The organism is Bacillus sp. JJ634 (assembly GCF_036962285.1).
Lineage (GTDB): Bacteria > Bacillota > Bacilli > Bacillales > DSM-1321 > Peribacillus > Peribacillus asahii_A.
The window spans coordinates 1-17,353 of record NZ_JBALMU010000077.1 but is presented as its reverse complement, the minus strand read 5'-3'; the positions used below and the strand labels follow the sequence as shown (position 1 = coordinate 17,353).

General features: G+C 33.6%; 18 protein-coding genes. All 18 read left to right on the top strand.

What is annotated here, in order from left to right:
- The first annotated feature begins 200 nt into the window (after positions 1–200).
- Complete coding sequence (locus V7068_RS13020) at positions 201–2,027, top strand: polysaccharide biosynthesis protein (RefSeq protein WP_499713145.1); 1,827 nt, start codon at positions 201–203, stop codon at positions 2,025–2,027.
- A 14-nt stretch (positions 2,028–2,041) separates the two neighbouring features.
- Entirely contained in the window at positions 2,042–2,932 is an 891-nt protein-coding gene (galU, locus tag V7068_RS13015) for a UTP--glucose-1-phosphate uridylyltransferase GalU (protein WP_499713144.1), read from the top strand.
- A gap of 7 nt (positions 2,933–2,939) precedes the next feature.
- Positions 2,940–4,106: a glycosyltransferase family 4 protein gene (locus V7068_RS13010; RefSeq protein WP_499713143.1), complete on the top strand. Its 1,167-nt coding sequence runs from the start codon at positions 2,940–2,942 to the stop codon at positions 4,104–4,106.
- Positions 4,069–5,136 carry a glycosyltransferase gene (locus tag V7068_RS13005; protein WP_499713142.1) on the top strand — a complete coding sequence of 356 codons (1,068 nt, stop codon included), beginning with the start codon at positions 4,069–4,071 and terminating at the stop codon, positions 5,134–5,136. The genes V7068_RS13010 and V7068_RS13005 overlap by 38 nt, the downstream gene beginning before the upstream one ends.
- A gap of 13 nt (positions 5,137–5,149) precedes the next feature.
- Positions 5,150–6,292: a glycosyltransferase family 1 protein gene (locus V7068_RS13000; protein ID WP_499713141.1), complete on the top strand. Its 1,143-nt coding sequence runs from the start codon at positions 5,150–5,152 to the stop codon at positions 6,290–6,292.
- 1 nt (position 6,293) lies between these two features.
- A complete protein-coding gene (locus V7068_RS12995) occupies positions 6,294–7,181 on the top strand; it encodes a glycosyltransferase family 2 protein (protein WP_499713140.1) in 888 nt (295 codons plus the stop codon).
- Positions 7,182–7,245: 64 nt separating this feature from the next.
- A complete protein-coding gene (locus tag V7068_RS12990; protein ID WP_499713139.1) occupies positions 7,246–8,325 on the top strand; it encodes an EpsG family protein in 1,080 nt (359 codons plus the stop codon).
- Between the two features lie 33 nt (positions 8,326–8,358).
- Complete coding sequence (gene galE / locus V7068_RS12985; protein WP_499713138.1) at positions 8,359–9,426, top strand: UDP-glucose 4-epimerase GalE; 1,068 nt, start codon at positions 8,359–8,361, stop codon at positions 9,424–9,426.
- Between the two features lie 18 nt (positions 9,427–9,444).
- On the top strand, positions 9,445–9,597 hold the full coding sequence (locus V7068_RS12980; protein WP_499713137.1) for a YwzD family small protein: 153 nt from the start codon (positions 9,445–9,447) through the stop codon (positions 9,595–9,597).
- A 16-nt stretch (positions 9,598–9,613) separates the two neighbouring features.
- Positions 9,614–10,228, top strand: coding sequence for a sugar transferase (locus V7068_RS12975; protein WP_499713136.1), 615 nt, complete (start codon positions 9,614–9,616; stop codon positions 10,226–10,228).
- A complete protein-coding gene (locus tag V7068_RS12970; RefSeq protein WP_499713135.1) occupies positions 10,225–10,896 on the top strand; it encodes an acetyltransferase in 672 nt (223 codons plus the stop codon). Before V7068_RS12975 ends, V7068_RS12970 begins: the two co-directional genes overlap by 4 nt.
- A complete protein-coding gene (locus tag V7068_RS12965; protein ID WP_499713134.1) occupies positions 10,871–12,070 on the top strand; it encodes a DegT/DnrJ/EryC1/StrS family aminotransferase in 1,200 nt (399 codons plus the stop codon). Before V7068_RS12970 ends, V7068_RS12965 begins: the two co-directional genes overlap by 26 nt.
- Positions 12,071–12,103: 33 nt before the next feature.
- Complete coding sequence (locus tag V7068_RS12960) at positions 12,104–12,457, top strand: helix-turn-helix domain-containing protein (protein ID WP_499713133.1); 354 nt, start codon at positions 12,104–12,106, stop codon at positions 12,455–12,457.
- A 15-nt stretch (positions 12,458–12,472) separates the two neighbouring features.
- Positions 12,473–13,216 (top strand): glycosyltransferase family 32 protein, encoded by a 744-nt coding sequence (locus V7068_RS12955; RefSeq protein ID WP_499713146.1) that lies wholly within the window; start codon positions 12,473–12,475, stop codon positions 13,214–13,216.
- Positions 13,217–13,225: 9 nt separating this feature from the next.
- A complete protein-coding gene (locus tag V7068_RS12950; RefSeq protein ID WP_499713132.1) occupies positions 13,226–14,416 on the top strand; it encodes a glycosyltransferase in 1,191 nt (396 codons plus the stop codon).
- Positions 14,410–15,495 (top strand): glycosyltransferase, encoded by a 1,086-nt coding sequence (locus tag V7068_RS12945; RefSeq protein WP_499713131.1) that lies wholly within the window; start codon positions 14,410–14,412, stop codon positions 15,493–15,495. The genes V7068_RS12950 and V7068_RS12945 overlap by 7 nt, the downstream gene beginning before the upstream one ends.
- Positions 15,492–16,652, top strand: coding sequence for a polysaccharide pyruvyl transferase family protein (locus V7068_RS12940; protein ID WP_499713130.1), 1,161 nt, complete (start codon positions 15,492–15,494; stop codon positions 16,650–16,652). Before V7068_RS12945 ends, V7068_RS12940 begins: the two co-directional genes overlap by 4 nt.
- Positions 16,653–16,665: 13 nt before the next feature.
- The coding region (locus tag V7068_RS12935) for a glycosyltransferase family protein (protein ID WP_499713129.1) at positions 16,666–17,353 on the top strand (688 nt) is incomplete at its 3' end.

The window sequence follows — 17,353 nt, the reverse complement described above, 5'->3', positions numbered from 1 at the left end:
ATAATTTAGTACTTTAATACTTTAATCTTTTAATTTAGATAAGTGATCTTCAGATGTAAAGGATTTCTAAATCTCTTTCAAAAATTCATTAGTCATCAGAAGGAATCGAGTGAACAGCAAAAAGAATTTTCAAAAATGCTGGATATGTAATTTAAAGAAAAAATTATAGTTCATTCATTAATTAAAAAGGGGGAAGATGAATGACTTATCCGCAAAGGTTATCATTATTTCTCATTATTGATACCGGTATTGTGATAACGGCGATTTTTTTTGGCCGTTTTCTCGCAGATGCCAGTATTTATGTTGTAACATTTCCTGTTGTTATTAGCTCTCTTGCTATATTAATTAGCCATCATCTTTTTTCTTTTAGATTCCATTTATATAAAAAAGCCTGGGAATATGCGAGTATCGGTGAATTGCTTATCATTTTTAAAACCGTTACAGCATCTATTGTGACCACGGCGTTCATTCAGCAATTAGTACTTAGTGAGGTTTATTATCGTCTTCTTACAGTGACATGGCTGCTACATATGCTATTGATTGGCGGTTCAAGATTTTGTTGGAGGATATACCGTGATTTCTATTTAATTAAAGACGCAAACAAAAAAAAGACGTTAGTTGTCGGTGCAGGATCGGCAGGCACAATGGTAGTCAGGCAATTATTAAAAAGAAATGATTCAGAATTATTGCCGGTTGCATTTGTAGATGACAATCAAAAAAAACATAATTTAGATATTTTGGGTATACCAGTAGTTGGAGGTGTATGCAAAATATCGGAATATGTTCAAAAGTTAAATATTGAACATATCATTATTGCCATTCCGTCATTGAGTAAACAAGAATTGAATGTCATCTTTCAAGAGTGTGCTAAAACGGATGCGAAAACGCAAATTTTACCTATGATAGAAGATTTATTAACTGGAAAGTTATCGGTTAATAAATTTCGTGATGTCCAGGTTGAAGATTTGTTAGGAAGAGATCCTGTGAAATTAAATATTGAAAGTATATCGGAATATGTTTCCGATAAAATCGTTTTAGTAACAGGTGCTGGCGGATCCATTGGTTCAGAGATTTGTCGTCAAGTAGCCAAGTTTAATCCTAAGAAATTAATTTTATTAGGCCATGGGGAAAATAGCATTTATACAATTGAGATGGAATTAAAAGAATCCTATAAGAATACTAAAATCGAAATTATTCCAGAAATCGCTGACATTCAGGATGAAAAGAAAATATTATCAGTTATAGGTGCTTATCAGCCGGATGTTATTTATCATGCAGCTGCCCACAAACATGTACCACTTATGGAACATAACCCTGAAGAGGCTGTTAAGAATAATGTCATTGGGACAATGAATGTGGCAAAAGCAGCTAGCTGGCATGGGGTTCAAACTTTTGTCATGATATCAAGCGATAAAGCTGTCAATCCTACGAGCGTGATGGGCGCTACGAAAAGATTAGCAGAAATGATTATTCAACATATGGATGTCGATAGTAAGACAAAATTTGTAGCTGTTCGCTTTGGAAATGTATTAGGAAGCCGCGGGAGTGTCATTCCTTTATTTACGAAGCAAATTGAAAAAGGCGGACCAGTAACAGTCACTCACCCAGATATGATTCGCTATTTTATGACTATTCCTGAATCGTCAAGACTCGTCATTCAAGCGGGAGCACTAGCTCAAGGTGGGGAAATCTTTGTTTTAGATATGGGACAACCTGTGAAAATAGTAGATTTGGCCAAGAATCTAATTGTCCTTTCCGGTCATACGATAGAAGAAATCGGCATAGAATTCACAGGAATCAGGCCGGGGGAAAAATTATTTGAAGAATTGCTGAATAAAGATGAAATTCATGATCAGCAAATTTATCCTAATATTTATGTTGGAAAATCAAAAGAACTTTATATGGCTGAAATTGAAGATATCATTGCCAATTATGCTCATATAGACAAAAAGACATTGAGAGAAAAAATATTAAACACAGCAAATGGACACATTGGTTCGAAGTCTATCGTGTCAATTTCTAGTTGAAGGAGATCGATTCTATGAAAATTAGAAAGGCCATTATTCCAGCAGCAGGTCTGGGAACAAGATTTTTACCTGCCACAAAAGCGATGCCGAAGGAAATGTTACCGATTGTCGATAAACCAACGATTCAATACATTGTGGAAGAAGCAATTGAATCAGGAATTGAAGATATCATTATTGTAACAGGGAAAGGAAAGCGAGCTATTGAGGACCATTTTGATCATTCCTTTGAATTAGAACAAATATTATATGAAAAAGGAAAATATGATTTATTACAAGAAGTGCAAAAGTCATCAAAATTAGTTGATATCCATTATATTCGCCAAAAGGAACCTAAAGGGTTAGGTCATGCAGTCTGGTGTGCACGTAAATTTATTGGTAATGAACCGTTTGCTGTCTTATTAGGTGATGATATTGTACGAGCTGAAAAACCTTGTCTTCAACAATTAATTGAGCAATATGAGCGGTACAACGCTTCTGTTCTGGGTGTTCAACAGGTCTCTATGGAAGAAGTTTCTCGCTACGGAATTATTGATGCAAATACAGTAGACACTCGATTTTTTAGTGTAAATAGTTTAGTAGAAAAACCAAAACAAGCTGAAGCTCCTTCTAACTTAGCCATTATGGGCAGATATATTCTAAATCCAAGAATTTTTGACATATTAGGCAATCAAGAACCAGGTGCTGGTGGTGAGATTCAGTTAACAGATGCCATTTCGAGATTAAATGAGTTTGAGGAAATTTACGCTTATGATTTTGAAGGGGTTCGATATGACGTAGGAGAGAAGCTAGGGTTCATCCAAACAACCATTGAACTTGCACTTCAGCATGAGGATTTAAGAGACAACCTTCTAAATTATTTAACTACTGTACTTAATCGAGAACTAACAATAAATAAGAATGGATAGATAAATAATGAATAAAAAAGTACTATTTTGTGCGACGAAGGACATTCATTTTGAATCATTTCATTTACCGTATTTCAAGTGGTTTAAAGAGCAAGGATATGAAGTTCACACAGTAGCGGCTGATGACTTAAAGTTACCATTTGTCGATCGAAAATATACGATTCCAATTCAGCGATCGCCGTTTAAAAGAGCAAATTTAACGGCTTACAAGCAATTGCAAGCTATTGTTGAGGACAATCACTACGACATTATTCATTGTCACACCCCAATGGGGGGGGTCCTAGCACGTTTAGCAGCACGAAAAGTAAGAAAAGGAAAAACAAAAGTCATTTATACGGCACACGGGTTTCATTTTTGCAAAGGTGCTCCGCTCATTAACTGGCTCATTTATTACCCGATTGAAAAAACACTTGCTCGCCTGACGGATTGCTTGATTACTATAAACGAAGAAGACTTTCAGCTAGCTCAAAGCAGAAAATTCAAGGCGAAAACAATCAAGCACGTCCATGGAGTAGGTGTTGATATTGAACGTTTTCATCCAGTTGATGAGTCGCAGAAAGCTTCTTTGCGAGCAAAATACGGATTTAATAAAGAAGACTTCGTCATGTTCTATGCTGCAGAGTTTAATAAAAACAAAAACCAGCAATTGCTTATTCGCTCCCTTGCTAGCATAAAAGATGAGATTCCAAATTGTAAGTTACTTCTTGCAGGACAGGGACCATTTCTAGAGTACTGTCAAAAGCTTGCACATGAACTCAATGTTTCGAAAATGATTAAGTTTCTTGGTTTTCGAAAAGACATTGATGCTTTACTGAAAATTAGCGATGTTGCGGTTGCCTCAAGCCTACGAGAAGGGCTACCCGTTAATATTATGGAAGCAATGGCATGCGGATTACCGGTGATTGCGAGTAATAATAGGGGACATAGGGAGCTTATCATACATGAAGAGAATGGATTTTTGGCACATTCAAATGATAATCTCGTTTTCAGTGAAAAAATTATTGAATTATTCCATTCAGTGAATCTTCGTCAACATTTGGGTTTACAAAGCGAGAAAATTGTTCAGAAATATTCAATAGCTCGGGTCAGCGCCGAATTAAGTGTTATATATTCAGGATTTATGGTGGAGGACGAAGATGAGCCCAAAAATAAGTATCATCGTGCCTATATATAATGTCGAAAAATACCTATCCCGATGTTTAGATAGCTTATTATCACAAACGATACATGATATAGAAATAATTGCTGTTAATGATGAATCTACTGATTCGAGTCTGAAAATTTTAAGAGAATACAAAAAGTTGGACCCTAGAATTAAGAGCATTGATAAGCCAAATGGAGGTGTTTCTTCTGCACGTAATGTAGGTATCTCCCATGCAACTGGACAGTATATTGGTTTTGTCGATCCTGACGACTGGGTAGAAAATAATATGTATCAATCTATGTATCAACAAGCAATAGATTATGATGCTGATATCGTCATGTGTTCTTATATTCGAGAATTTGAGAATCATTCAAAAGAAAAAATCTTTAATCTACCAGGGAAAGTCTTTTATCAAGATGAAGAACTAAAAACTACAATCATGAGAAGGTTAGTAGGGCCTCTAAAGGAAGAGGTTTCAAATCCGGAACTATTAGATGCATGGGGTACAGTCTGGTCAAAGCTATATCGCAGAGAAATTATTATGAATAATCACATTCGTTTTACAGACCTTAATGAGATTGGAACAAATGAAGATTCCCTTTTTAATATCGAAGCTTTCTATTATGCAACATCATTTGTTTTTATAAATTTACCCTATTATCATTACTGGAGAGGTAACGAAACATCAGTAACTTCCAGTTATAAGCCAAATTTATTAAATCAGTGGTTTGTCCTCTATAACAAAATTAGCTTTTTTTTAAAGAGCAAAGAAATGAATGAAGAATTTTATCAGGCACTAAATAATCGGATTTGTCTCGGAACATTAGGGCTCGGTTTAAATACGGTTAGTAAAGGCAATGAAGATTCATTTTTTAAAAAAATAAAGAAACTAAATAACATATTGAACGATGATCGAATACAACGTTCATTTGAACAATTTGAGTTAGTACACTTTTCAATTGCTTGGAAAGCTTTTTATTTCTGTGCAAAAACAAAATCAGCAATAGCTTACTACTGTATGTTAGTTTCCATTGAATGGTTACGTAAGATTGTTAGATAGAGGTGAAACTAGTTTGAAACCAATCCGTATTTTACAAGTTGTTACTGTTATGAATCGTGGTGGTCTTGAAACGATGTTGATGAATTATTATAGAAAGATGGACCGTGAACATATCCAATTTGATTTTATGGTTCATCGTACAGAACGCGGTGATTATGATGATGAGATAGAACGTTTTGGTGGTAGGATTTTCAGGATGCCATCAATTCGACCTGGAAACTATCGCATGTATTTCAAGACTCTCGATGATTTTTTCTTAACCCACCAGGATTATAAAGTGGTCCATTCACATATTAATGAAAATAGTAGTTTTGTTTTACGAGCAGCGAAGAATGCTTGCGTACCTATCAGAATTGCTCATAGCCATTTAAGTGATTTAGGATTAGATTATAAACTACCTTTTCGTTTATTTGCTAGATCGTATTTGAAAGATAATACAAATCATTTTTTCGCATGTTCAAAAAAAGCAGGGCAATGGTTATTCGGGAAAAATATTGTACACTCTAAGAAATTTAATGTACTTAATAATGCTGTAAATGCGGAAGAATTTGTATTTAATTCAACCATTCGTAGTCAAATTCGAAAACAACTAGGTATTCAAAGTGAACTAGTTATCGGTCATATCGGTAGATTTAACAAACAAAAGAACCATGAATTTCTAATTGATATTTTTAAATCCGTATGTAATAGACAACCAAATGCATTGTTACTCCTTGTAGGTGAAGGACTTTTAAGAGAATCCATTGAAAAAAAAGTAAAAAGCCTTGGATTAGAACCGAACGTTAAATTTTTAGGGTTAAGAAAAGATATTCCACAGCTTATGCAGGCTATGGATCTTTTTTTATTTCCTTCGCTATTTGAAGGATTACCGGTTGTATTAGTTGAGGCACAAGCTGCTGGATTAAAATGTGTAGTTTCTAATACAATAACAAGTGAAACCGATGTAACACGAAGGATAGAGTTTGTCAGTCTCGATAAATCTTCTGAGGAATGGGCGGATATAATTTTATCTTCCACTTATGAGCATACAAATACATTGGAGCAAATTAGGAAGAGCGGGTATGATACGACGACTATGGCACAATGGTTATCTGAGTATTATTCTACTTTTCATTCAATATCAAATAATAAAATGAATATACTTGGAGGTTTCTAAAATGCTTCCTATCATTACTGTATTTACCCCGACCTTTAATCGAGCTTACACTCTTCATTTATGTTACGAAAGTTTAAAACGGCAGACATCCAAAGATTTCATTTGGCTGATTATTGATGATGGTTCTACCGATCAAACGAAGGATCTTGTTGAAAGCTGGATGAAGGAAGCAACATTTGAGATTCAATATTTCTACCAAAAAAACCAAGGAATGCATGGGGCACATAACACGGCCTATGAACTCATTGAAACAGAGTTAAATGTTTGCATTGATTCTGATGACTTCATGGCAGATGATGCTATAGAAAAAATCATTAGCTTTTGGAGAAAAAACGGAAATAGAAAGTATAGTGGAATTGTCGCTTTAGATGCTTCGAAGGATAATCAAATTATTGGGTCTAGATTACCAGAGAATCTTTTATCTTCTACATTATTTAATTTGTATCATAAACATGGTGTAACTGGAGATAAAAAGCTTATTTACCGTACTGAGCTGACGAAGGAATTTCCATATCCATTATTCCAGGAGGAGAAATACGTAGGACTCACTTACAAGTATTTCATGATTGATAAGAGATATGAGATGTTGCTTATGAATGAAATCGTCTGTCATGTTGAGTATCTTCAAGATGGATCATCACTTAATATGTTTAGTCAATATCGTAAAAACCCAAAGGGATTTTCATTTTTTAGAAAAGAGTTAATGAAATTACCATTCGGCGGACAATTATATAAATTTAGACAAGCGATCCATTATGTATCTAGCAATTTATTAATGAAAAATTGGCGATTATTCCATGAAACACCTAAGAAATTGTTAACTATTTTAGCATTTCCATTTGGCTTCATTTTATATTTATTAATCATTAATCGAACAAGATCTGTTTAAGGTATGTCGAGCTTACTTTTAACAGTGCTTGTTCTTTTTAGTTACCGTTGAAAGGATTTATCTTATGACCATACTCTGGATTAATCTTGCTATTGTATTTCTATTTTCCTTTTTCAGTCGTTATTTTGCAACACCTTCCTTTGCTACAGGTATAGGTTTTTATTCAAAGCCGAATAAAATGTTGGTATTTGGTGTTATGGTCTGTTTAGTTGTGATTTCTGGGCTGAGAGAGAATATTGGTGATACATTTTTTTATATTTATTTATTTGAAATAAATGATTTCACCTGGGAATATATTATTTCTCAAAAAGATTATGGTTTTGGCGTACTTCAGATGATCCTAAAAAATTATTCAGATGATCCCCAAATATTAATTTTTTCAACAGCTTTAATTACAAATGTTTTGATTATTCTCGTACTTTATAATTACTCAAGAATTTTTGAATTGAGTACGTTTGTATATATAACAGGCGGACTTCATTTAGTATCTATGAATGGAATTCGGCAAGTAATGGCTGCAGCGATTTGTTTTGCGGCAACAAAATATTTATTTAATGGGAACTTTATCAAATATTCAGCTCTTGTGTTACTCGCATCTACAATTCATTTAAGTGCACTCATACTTTTACCGATTTACTTCTTAGTTCGTGTAAAAGCATGGTCCAAGTCCACTTTTTTCATCATTTTTCTTTCTATATTAATTGTTTTCGGATTTGAAATGTTTTCATCCATATTATTTACTGCACTAGAAGATACACAATACAGTGACTATTCTTCTTTTGATGAAGGAGGAGCCAATATTATTAGGGTTGCAGTAAGTGCAGCTCCTATTATCCTCGCCTATCTTGGACGTGAAAAATTACGAGAGGTTTTTCCTAAAAGTGATTATATTGTAAACATGTCTATCCTTGGATTAGTTTTTATGGTTATTTCCACTCAAAGTTGGATATTTGCAAGAGTTTCGATTTACTTCAACCTTTATCAGCTTATCTTAATATCATGGATTATTGAAGCTTTTAGTAAAAGAGATCAAAAGCTTATGTATTATAGTATTTTAGTTTTATACTTTATTTTTTACTATTATGAAAATGTAATAAGTTTAAATATCATTTATAAAAGCGAATTACTAGAGAATTTGTTCTAATATAAATTTCTAGAGAAATGTGGAGGTGGTAAAATGATTCTTGTAACCGGGGGAGCTGGCTTTATCGGGAGTCATACGAGTGTCGAGCTTTTAAATGCCGGCCATGACCTTATCATTGTTGATAATTTTATGAATAGTAAGCCAGAGGCTTTGCATCGAGTTCAAAAAATTACTGGAAAAGCATTTAAAATCTATCAAATTGATCTGTTAGATGAGTTTGAGTTGGAACGAGTGTTTTTGGAAAATGAAATAGAGGCAGTGATTCATTTCGCTGGTCTTAAAGCGGTGGGTGAATCTGTGGCGGAACCGCTTAAGTATTTTAAATCTAACTTAACAAGCACAATCATATTATGTCAGCTCATGCAAAAGTATAATGTCAGGAACTTAGTATTTAGTTCATCGGCAACTGTATATGGTATGCCAGAAAAAGTCCCTATTTCTGAAGATTCTCCGCTGAAGGTAATGAATCCTTATGGACGTACAAAGCTCATCATTGAAGAAATTCTCCACGATTTACATGTATCTGAACCAGAATGGAGCATTTCGATTCTGAGGTATTTCAATCCAATTGGTGCTCATGAAAGTGGTTTAATTGGCGAAGATCCAACGGGGATCCCCAATAATCTTATGCCTTACATCACAAAAGTAGCAATCGGTGAACTAGATGAGTTGAAGGTATTTGGAAGCAATTATCCAACCCTTGATGGCACTGGAGTTAGAGATTATATCCATGTTACAGATCTCGCTCGTGGACATGTTGCCGCCCTTGAAAAAACAGTAAATTCTAATAGTATCAGTATTTATAATTTAGGAACAGGACAAGGCCATAGCGTATTAGAAGTCGTATCAGCATTTGAATCGGTCACTGGTGTGAAAATTCCTTATCAACTGACTGAACCAAGACCAGGTGATGTAGCCGTTTGCTATGCAGATTCGACTAAAGCAAAGAAGGAATTAGGGTGGACCGCAGAGAAAGGTATTAAAGAAATGTGTCGAGATTCCTGGACTTGGCAAGTTAACAATCCAGGGGGATACCAAAATAATAAACAAGTGTTTAATCCTCATTTAAATCAGAATGAGGGTTTTTTTATCCAAAAATGATAATAGAACGGTGAGAAGATGATGCATTCAGAAGATATACGCCAGCAATTGTTTAAAGATATTTTGTTTCATGCTTATAAATTAGGAACTGAAGTCGAAGATATAAAGATTGAAAGCTTAATCGAAGAAATTAAACAACAATTATTGGCCGCTTTAGTGACAAACAAATAATTTTGGAAGTGAGAACATGAAACGAATACTAGATTTAGTTATTTCATTACTTCTATTAATAATGTTGAGCCCTATAATGTTTGTTCTTGCTATTATTGTAAGAATTCAACTTGGTTCGCCGATACTTTTCAAACAGAAGCGACCAGGATTATATGAACAACCTTTTTATCTATATAAATTTCGCTCTATGAATGATGCCAAAGATCAACAAGGTAAGCTATTGCCTGATCATCTTCGTCTAAACTCATTTGGAAAATTTCTAAGAAAATTCAGCCTTGATGAACTTCCACAATTAATTAATGTCGTAAAAGGAGAGCTTAGCTTAGTCGGACCACGACCATTATTAATGGAATATTTACCATTATATACAGCGGAACAGGCAAAACGACATCATATCAAACCAGGGATTACGGGATGGGCGCAGGTGAATGGACGAAATGCAATTTCATGGGAAGAAAAATTCAGACTCGATGTATGGTATGTAGAAAATCAAACGATTTTTTTAGACATAAAAATATTATGGTTAACTGCTAAGAAAGTAATAAAATCAGAAGGAATTAATCAGGATGGACAAGCTACGGTAGATTGTTTTACTGGAACAGAAACTAAGGAAAGAGAGGGAAACGGATGAATATTGTTGTGGTTGGGGAGGGAGGACATAGTAAGGTCATTAAAGATATTATCCTGTCGAATTCACACTATAATATTATCGGCTATTTAGATGACAAATATAAAGAAGAAATTAATTTGGAACAGGTTTTTTACGGTCCACTATCCATGGTTAGTAAACTATTAGAATACTATAGTGAAATTAAATTCATCATTGCAATTGGTAGTAATTCAGTTAGAAAACAAATTGTTGAAAAGTTGAATCTTCCTGATAATTACTTTCTTTCGATTCAACATCGTTCGGCGATTGTAAGTCCATTGAGTCAAGTTGGGGTAGGCACAGTCATTATGCCGAATGCTGTAATTAATGCTGATTCGATGATTGGAAGCCATGTTATTATCAATACTGGTGCTGTCGTTGAACATGACAATAAAATAGATAATTATGCACATATTTCTCCAAATGCTACACTTACTGGTTCAGTTGTTATAGAAGAAGGCGTACAAGTAGGAGCAGGTGCGACTCTTATTCCTAGCGTTCACATTGGGGAGTGGTCTATTATTGGAGCGGGCGCAACAGTTATCCATAATATCCCATCATATAGTACAGCCGTAGGGACTCCTGCAAAAGTGAAAAATAAAATAAAAATTGAGGGTGTATCATATGGTCAATCAATTTCTGCAGAATAAAATCCTTCTTTCTCCTCCTCATTTGAGTGGAAACGAGATGGAATATATTAAAGAAGCCTTTACATCTAATTGGATTGCACCTTTAGGGCCGAATGTTGATGCTTTTGAAAAAGAAATAGCAAATTATGTTGGAGCTAAAGAAGCCGTTGCCCTCAGTTCAGGAACCGCAGCGATTCACTTAGCTCTTTCTTTATTAGGGGTTAAAAAAGGAGATATGGTTTTTTGTTCGAGCCTTACATTCGTGGCTACAGCAAATCCAATTCTTTATCAAAATGCTGAACCTGTTTTTATTGATTCTGAACCAGATACGTGGAATATGTCACCAGTTGCACTCCAAGCAGCTTTCAAGGATGCCACTCAAGCTGGGAAGATTCCGAAAGCTGTTATTATAGTCAATCTGTACGGACAACCTGCAAAAATGGATGAGCTATGTGCCATTTGTCATCAATACGGGGTTCCAATTATTGAAGACGCCGCTGAATCACTAGGAGCCATGTATAAAGAGCAAGCAAGTGGTACATTTGGGGAATTCGGGATTTATTCATTTAATGGTAACAAAATTATTACTACTTCAGGTGGCGGTATGCTTGTTTCTAATAACAACGTTGCCTTACAAAAAGCTCGATTTTTAGCAACGCAAGCAAGAGATCCTGCCCCTCATTATCAGCATAGTGAATTAGGTTATAACTACAGAATGAGTAATATTTTAGCAGGGGTTGGACGAAGTCAACTAGCTGTATTAGAACAAAGGGTGCAGGCAAGAAGAGAAATCTTTAAGATATATCAAGAATTGTTAGACGATATACCTGGTCTTTCTTTTATGCCTGAACTAGAAAATACGTACTCTAATCGCTGGTTAACTACTTTAACTATAAATGAAAAAATAGCTGGAGTTACCCCGACAGATCTATTACATGCTCTTAGTGAAGAAAATATTGAAGCAAGGCCCGTATGGAAACCACTCCATCTCCAGCCACTATTCGTACATTATAAATACTATTCACATAGTAAAGAAGAAAGTGTCTCCGAGCAACTTTTTAAATCTGGATTATGTTTACCATCTGGATCTAATATGTCCCAATCTGATCAAATGCGCGTAATTCAATGTATAAAGAGAGTTTTGTATCAGAAGGATTCATTGTCACCGGAATTCAAAAGTAGCTTAACCACCTAATGTATGCAAAAAATGAATTTAAGAGGTAACTAAATGATAGGAAAAAATATAGCAGAAATTCGAAAAAGTAGGGGATATACATTATCGGAGCTAGCAGAAAAATCTAATATCTCTAAGTCTTACCTTAGCAATATTGAACGTAATTTAAATCAAAATCCTTCACTCCAAGTGATGAAGAAGATTGCCCAGGTCTTACATGTCGACATCGTAAGCTTATTAAAAACGGGAACGCAGCAAGACACCCAAGTTTTACTTGATAAAGAGTGGATTGATTTTATTTATGAACTAAAAAATTCAGGTTTAGAAAAGGAGCAAATCTATCAATATAAACCATTAATAGATTTTATCAAATGGCAAAACCAACATTCGGAGATAGATAAAGGATGAAAATAAAGGAGAACTATAGTGAATTCAAATACTCAAATTCCAAAAATAATCCACTACTGTTGGTTTGGTAAAAGCGAAAAACCAGCCATTGTTAAAAAATGTATAGAAAGTTGGGAAAATCACTTACAAGAATATGAATTTATTGAATGGAATGAAGAAAATTTTGACCTTACTATAAATTCTTATGTCAAAGAAGCTTATGAAGCCGGTAAATATGCTTTCGTCAGTGATTATGTAAGAGTTCATTCTCTTTATTATTATGGAGGGATTTACTTAGATACAGATGTGGAAGTTTTTAAATCATTTGAAAACCTTCTTCATCATGATTCATTTTGGGGGTTTGAACAGGAGAATTATATAGCCACAAGTACAATCGGCTCTAAACAAGGTAATCTGTTAATTAAACGGTTTCTAGATTCCTACCAGGGAAAAAAATTCAAAAAAGAAGATGGAAGCTTTGACGATCTAACAAACGTCGCTAGAATAACACGAATATTGGAGGATATTGGACTCGAAAAAAATGGGTTATATCAGAAGATAGACAATATGGGTGTATTCTATCCACAAACTTATTTCTCTCCCTATGACTATATTAATTGCAGAACATTTACTAATGAGGAGACTTATGCAATGCATCATTTTTATAAAAGTTGGTTACCAGCTAAAGCAAGGATTAAAAGCAATATAAAACTAATTGCAGCTAAAATTTTAGGCGGAGATAACATAGCTAGAATCAGAAAATTAGTTTCAGGAGGTTAGGATGGAAAAATGAACAATCTATTAATAGCCTCTTACGATATGGAAGTTGGAGGAGTAGAGAGAAGCCTTATTAGTATGCTGGAAAACTTCGATTATAAGAACTATTCTGTTGATTTAATGTTGTATAGTCATCAAGGAGATTTCATGGATTTAGTTCCGAATAAAGTACATTTATTAAATGAAGTTCCGCAATATTCTACATTTAGGAAATCGATATCCGAAACTTTAAAAGATAAACAGTATAGTATTGGATTAGGAAGAATTTTATCTAAAATCAATGCTGACCTTATTGGGAAATTAAAAAAAGTAGAAGAACCAGGATATTACCAGATGCAACTAATGTGGAGATATATTTTACCATTTTTGCCGAAAATGGATAAAGAGTATGATGCTGCAATCAGCTTTTTGTGGCCACATTATTTTGTTGCTGAAAAGGTTAAGGCCAAAAAGAAACTAGCATGGATTCACACTGATTATTCTAAAGTTGAAACAAACATTAAAATGGATTTAAAAATGTGGAGTAAGTTTGATCATATTATAGCCGTCTCAGAGGCATGTAAACAATCTTTTTTAACCAAGTATCCTGTTTTAGAGCATAAGGTAAAGGTAATAGAAAATATAACCTCACCAGCTTTTATTAAGAAAATGGCTAATGAAGAAGTAGAAAATCCTATGATTAACGACAATAGATTTAAAATTATAACAGTTGCAAGATTGTCTCATGCGAAAGGAATTGATAATGCTGTCAAGGCGTTAAAAATTTTGAAAGATAAAGGTTATAAAGAAATAGCTTGGTATATAGTTGGGTATGGCGGGGATGAGGCTATGATTAAAAAATTGATTACTGAGAATAGGTTAGAAGATCAATTTATTTTGTTAGGGAAAAAAAAGAATCCTTATCCATTTATTAAAGCAGCTGAATTATATGTACAGCCATCTAGGTATGAGGGGAAGGCTGTTACTGTTACAGAAGCTAAAATAATAGGAAAACCAGTTTTAATAACTAATTACTCAACGGCAAAAAGCCAAATTAAGGATGGAACGGATGGGGTAATTTGTGATTTAAACGTAGAAGGATTGGCAGTTGGAATAGAAAAGTTATATAAAAACGATAAATTAAGAAGTTTATTAATTCGTTATGTTGATGGAAACAATTATAGCAATAGCAATGAACTTCAGAATTTGTATGATATTTGTTAAATAAAGAAAGAGATGATTTTGATTTGAATATAAAAATTAGTGTAATTATTCCTGTATACAATGCTGAAAAATATATTGAGGACTGCATTAAATCGCTATTAAATCAATCACTTCAAGAATGTGAGTTTATATTTGTTAATGATGGTTCTGAAGATAACAGCAGTCAAGTTATTGAAAAGTATAAGAAACATGATTCACGAATGAAACTAATTAATCAAGAAAATCAAGGAGTGAGCATCGCAAGAAATGAAGGGTTACAAGTAGCTACTGGTAAATATGTTGGGTTTGTCGATGCCGACGATTTCATTGAAAGTGATATGTTTAAAAGATTATATCAAAGTGCCCAACTCTATAATTGTGATATAGTAATTTCTAATTTTGAAAGCGAGTTGGAAGGTCATAAAGTTATCACCAAATATCCATTTCCTAAGGGAATAATTCTTAGTGAGGAATATTTAAAAACAGAACTACTACCTTATTTCTTAAAGTCAGATAATTTCAACACTGTATGTAATAAAATATTTAAAAATAAATTGATAAAATCTCAACATATTATATTTCCAGAGAAGGTAGCGCTAGGTGAAGATGGTATGTTTAATATTCAATTTTTCAGTTATGCAGAAACTGCGATGTATATAGACTATACAGGTTATCATTATAGAGAAGTTCCTGGAAGTGCTACTAGGAGTATAGAGGAAAAAGATTATTTTAATAGAGCTATAGAAGTATATACTTCCAAACTTCCAGAAATATATTTAACCAATATTAATCAGGAAAAGGTTCAACAGTTTCGATCAATCAAATTAATATATAGTGTTCTATCTTATATACATATGTACTTTACTCCGTCAGAAAATGTAAGTTTTATAAAAAGGTATAGATATGTAAAAAATATGATACATGATAAAAATGTCCGAGAGGCATTACCTTTATTCACCGAACAAACTTACGGGACACTTGGAAGATACGAGAAATTCCTATTATTTATGATTAAAAATAAAGTTGTAATGGGTCTTTATTGTGCTTTTTCTTACAGTCGATATAGAAATAAATATTACTCAAGGAGATTAGATGTATGAAGATTCTTATGTTTGCTCATGATGGTTCCCTTAACAGGGGGTGTGAAGCTATAGTTCGTTCATCTACAACAATCATAAAAGAAAAAATCAATGGTGCAAACGTATATTTAGCTTCAGGGAAACCAGAAACTGATAGAATGATCCCTCAATTAGATGATATTTTTGATGGCTCTAAGTCTGTTATTAAGAGTTATTCCTATCAGTGGTTGCTTTCTTCATTCAAAGTAAAGCTATTTAATGATGAGTCTTATGCATTGGGTAAAATATATGAAAATATTATTAAGCGTATTAAAAATGTAGATGTTTGCTTATCTATAGGAGGAGATAACTATTGTTACGGTGAACAGCCTGGATGGTATGAAATAAATAGAAGAGTTAAAGTGCAAGGAAAGAAATTAGTATTATGGGGTTGCTCCATAGGGGAAGAGGATATGTCTGTAAGAAAATTGGAGGATTTAAGATTATTTGATTTAATCCTGGCTCGTGAAACGCTAACTTATAAAATGTTAAAAAGTAAAGGGTTAAAAAATGTAAAATTATGTGCTGATCCCGCATTTACGATGGAGAAAGAGGAGTTAGAATTGCCTAATGGCTGGCAAGACGGAAATACTTTGGGATTAAATTTTAGCCCCCTAGTATGGGAGAGAAATAAAGGTTCTCAATCTGCGGTAAGAGAACTTATTGATCATATATTGAATAAAACGGATATGACCATTGCCCTTACCCCTCATGTCATTCAACCAGGTAATAATGATTTTGAAGTTTTATTAAAATATTTTCAAGAGTATGAGCATACAGGAAGAGTCATTATATTACCTGAGCATTTAAATGCAATTCAATACAAAGGATATATAGCTAGAATGAGATTTTTTATTGGGGCTAGAACTCATGCAACGATAGCCGCTTATTCAAGTTTAGTTCCTACTATGGTATTGGGGTATAGTGTGAAGTCGAAAGGAATTGCCAAAGATATATTTGGTAAAGAAAAGTTAGTTTTAGGCATAGATGAAATATCGGATGGTAACAAGTTAAAAGCTGCTTTTAATGAGATGATTAGTGAGGAAGAGTCAATTAGACAAGTACTTGAACAATCTATACCTAATATAAAAAAAATGTCTTACGAAGCGGTAAAATATGTAAAGGAGATAATGGAATAATTTGAGGGATATTATGAAAAAAAATCTATTGTTTATCATGCCCAGTTTATCAGCTGGTGGCGGTGAGAAAAGTTTAGTCAATTTGTTATCGCAAATTGATTATGATTTATTTAATGTTGATTTATTTTTGTTGAATCACGAGGGAATCTTTATGGAATTCTTGCCAAAGGAAGTTCGACTTATTTCTAATCCCCCTTCTTTTCAGTTATTTACATTACCGTTAGCCCGGTCTATTAAGGGTTTACTATTAAATGGTAAATTTTCTTTAGCGTATAATCGGATGATGTTTACTATTCAAAATAGAAAGATAAAAAATAGTACAATCCGAGAGCAAATGACTTGGAAATACATGTCAAGATCGTTCGATAAACTTGAAAAAGAATATGATGTGGCAATAGGATTTCTTGAAAAAACATCAACTTATTTTTGTGTTGATAAAGTAAAAGCAGCCAAAAAAATTGGCTGGGTTCATACCGATTATGACAAACTAGGTATGGATCCTGAATTTGATAAAGGATATTTCCAAGAGCTTCAACATATTATTACCGTTTCTGAAGAGTGTGCAAACGTTATGAAAAATAGATTTCCTGATCAAAAAAATAAAGTCGAAGTGATTTATAACATCGTTTCACCTAAAATGATAAACAATCTGGCAAGTGTAAAGGACAACGATATATATAATAAGAAAGAAAATGAAACTG

Coding starts and splice junctions, on each gene's coding strand:
- V7068_RS13020 (WP_499713145.1), top strand. CDS start 201: ATGACTTATCCGCAAAGGTTATCATTATTTCTCATTATTGATACCGGT.
- galU (WP_499713144.1), top strand. CDS start 2,042: ATGAAAATTAGAAAGGCCATTATTCCAGCAGCAGGTCTGGGAACAAGA.
- V7068_RS13010 (WP_499713143.1), top strand. CDS start 2,940: ATGAATAAAAAAGTACTATTTTGTGCGACGAAGGACATTCATTTTGAA.
- V7068_RS13005 (WP_499713142.1), top strand. CDS start 4,069: ATGAGCCCAAAAATAAGTATCATCGTGCCTATATATAATGTCGAAAAA.
- V7068_RS12995 (WP_499713140.1), top strand. CDS start 6,294: ATGCTTCCTATCATTACTGTATTTACCCCGACCTTTAATCGAGCTTAC.
- V7068_RS12990 (WP_499713139.1), top strand. CDS start 7,246: ATGACCATACTCTGGATTAATCTTGCTATTGTATTTCTATTTTCCTTT.
- galE (WP_499713138.1), top strand. CDS start 8,359: ATGATTCTTGTAACCGGGGGAGCTGGCTTTATCGGGAGTCATACGAGT.
- V7068_RS12980 (WP_499713137.1), top strand. CDS start 9,445: ATGATGCATTCAGAAGATATACGCCAGCAATTGTTTAAAGATATTTTG.
- V7068_RS12975 (WP_499713136.1), top strand. CDS start 9,614: ATGAAACGAATACTAGATTTAGTTATTTCATTACTTCTATTAATAATG.
- V7068_RS12970 (WP_499713135.1), top strand. CDS start 10,225: ATGAATATTGTTGTGGTTGGGGAGGGAGGACATAGTAAGGTCATTAAA.
- V7068_RS12965 (WP_499713134.1), top strand. CDS start 10,871: ATGGTCAATCAATTTCTGCAGAATAAAATCCTTCTTTCTCCTCCTCAT.
- V7068_RS12960 (WP_499713133.1), top strand. CDS start 12,104: ATGATAGGAAAAAATATAGCAGAAATTCGAAAAAGTAGGGGATATACA.
- V7068_RS12950 (WP_499713132.1), top strand. CDS start 13,226: ATGAACAATCTATTAATAGCCTCTTACGATATGGAAGTTGGAGGAGTA.
- V7068_RS12940 (WP_499713130.1), top strand. CDS start 15,492: ATGAAGATTCTTATGTTTGCTCATGATGGTTCCCTTAACAGGGGGTGT.